This is a genomic window from Vibrio chanodichtyis (genome assembly GCF_028863985.1).
Classification (GTDB): Bacteria; Pseudomonadota; Gammaproteobacteria; order Enterobacterales; family Vibrionaceae; genus Vibrio; species Vibrio chanodichtyis.
Genome location: NZ_JARBFT010000041.1, coordinates 1 through 790 on the forward strand (window position 1 = coordinate 1; position 790 = coordinate 790).

Consider the following 790-nt stretch of genomic DNA (forward strand, 5'->3'; position numbering starts at 1 on the left):
TTACGGAACATTTCTACACCAGTACAGGTAGTCGTTACTGTGTCTTTGATACCTACGATCGCAACTTCGTCACCCACTTTCAGGATGCCGCGCTCGATACGACCAGTTACTACAGTACCACGGCCTTGGATTGAGAATACGTCTTCGATTGGCATCAGGAATGCCATGTCTACTGCACGCTCTGGCTCTGGAATGTATGAATCCAGTGCTTCTGCTAGCTCAACAATCTTCGCTTCCCACTGCTCTTCGCCATTTAGCGCGCCCAGTGCTGAACCTTGGATTACTGGCAGGTCATCACCTGGGAAATCGTACTCAGAAAGCAGCTCACGTACTTCCATTTCAACCAGCTCTAGTAGCTCTTCGTCATCAACCATGTCACATTTGTTCATGAATACGATGATGTAAGGGATACCTACTTGACGACCCAGCAGGATGTGCTCACGAGTTTGTGGCATTGGACCATCTGTCGCAGCTACTACTAGGATACCGCCGTCCATCTGTGCAGCACCAGTGATCATGTTCTTAACATAATCCGCGTGTCCTGGACAGTCTACGTGTGCGTAGTGACGGTTTGGTGTATCGTACTCTACGTGAGAAGTATTGATAGTAATACCACGCTCACGCTCTTCTGGTGCGTTGTCGATTGACGCGAAGTCACGCGCTTTACCGCCGTATACTTTTGCAAGTACAGTACAGATAGCTGCAGTTAGAGTTGTTTTACCGTGGTCAACGTGGCCGATAGTACCAACGTTTACGTGCGGTTTCGTACGTTCAAATTTTTCTTTAGACA

Annotated in this window: 1 protein-coding gene; it reads right to left on the bottom strand. The window is 48.2% G+C overall.

The features are described from left to right. A partial coding sequence (locus PUN32_RS14005; RefSeq protein WP_274723741.1) for an elongation factor Tu occupies window positions 1-790 on the bottom strand: 790 nt, incomplete at both ends.